We start from the raw sequence: 915 nt of genomic DNA on the forward strand, positions 1-915 counted from the left end.
GTAATCCCCGAAAACTGGCTACGCGAGGCAACTGCCGTCGCGCCCGATATTCTGGCGAACAGTCCTGAGAATATGTGGCGGTACGGACACGGATTTTGGACAAATCAGAAGGGCAAACTCTGGCACGATCTGCCGAGAGAGGGATATACCGCGTGGGGCGCGGGCGGACATTATGTGGTCGTATTTCCGAGCTACGAACTTGTCGTGACGATGAACCCCACCCCCTATCCGGGATCATCACAGCCTTACGAGACACATACCGTGACTTGGTTACAGCAGCAGGAGGTTTTGAAACTGATCCTCGATGCGTGTGAAACGTAATGCGTAAAACGTAACACACTAATAAGTAGATACTGATTTACTGCACAAGAAGCGGATTAAGTCTTTAGCTAGTGGATAAATGCTTAATCTGAATCCTTACTTTTACGCTCTGGTATGAGCTTATTCAGAATCAATCGAATGTCCGCTCGAATCTCATCAAATCGTCTATCAACAGCATCAAATCGTTTATCAACAGCATCGAATCGTCTATCAACAGCCTCAAATTGTCTATCAACAGCCTCGAATCGTCTATTAACATCATTACGAAAATCATCAATGCGTTTGTTAGTCTGTCGGTTGACATATATCACAATGCCCCCAACACCAACAACAATCGACACAATGATTGTAATTGCCTGTCCCCAATCATTCATGTGTTTACCTCCTTATTAACTTTAACAATGTACATCAATTATATCCTACTGTCAAGAACAAAGATAAGTCCACTTCTAGTGGTGTAGGTTGGGTTGAACGACAGTGAAACCCAACATCTTTTAATGCCTATAGGACTTACGCAGTTGGTTCATAAGTCCCCCTGATTTTCCAAAGTCCCCCTGACAAGGGGGATTTAGGGGGTTGAGGATTTAGGGGGTT

The 915-nt window shown here is 44.7% G+C and carries 2 protein-coding genes; one reads left to right on the forward strand and one right to left on the reverse strand.

What is annotated here, in order from left to right; all coding sequences use genetic code 11:
- Nucleotides 1-321 (forward strand): hypothetical protein (locus J4G02_21015; GenBank protein ID MCE2397005.1); only part of this gene is annotated, 321 nt, incomplete at its 5' end.
- A gap of 83 nt (nt 322-404) precedes the next feature.
- Here J4G02_21015 and J4G02_21020 read toward each other — a convergent pair.
- Nucleotides 405-695 (reverse strand): hypothetical protein, encoded by a 291-nt coding sequence (locus J4G02_21020; protein ID MCE2397006.1) that lies wholly within the window; start codon nt 693-695, stop codon nt 405-407.
- Nucleotides 696-915 lie beyond the last annotated feature (220 nt).

This window comes from Candidatus Poribacteria bacterium, from assembly GCA_021295755.1.
Classification (GTDB): domain Bacteria; phylum Poribacteria; class WGA-4E; order WGA-4E; family PCPOR2b; genus PCPOR2b.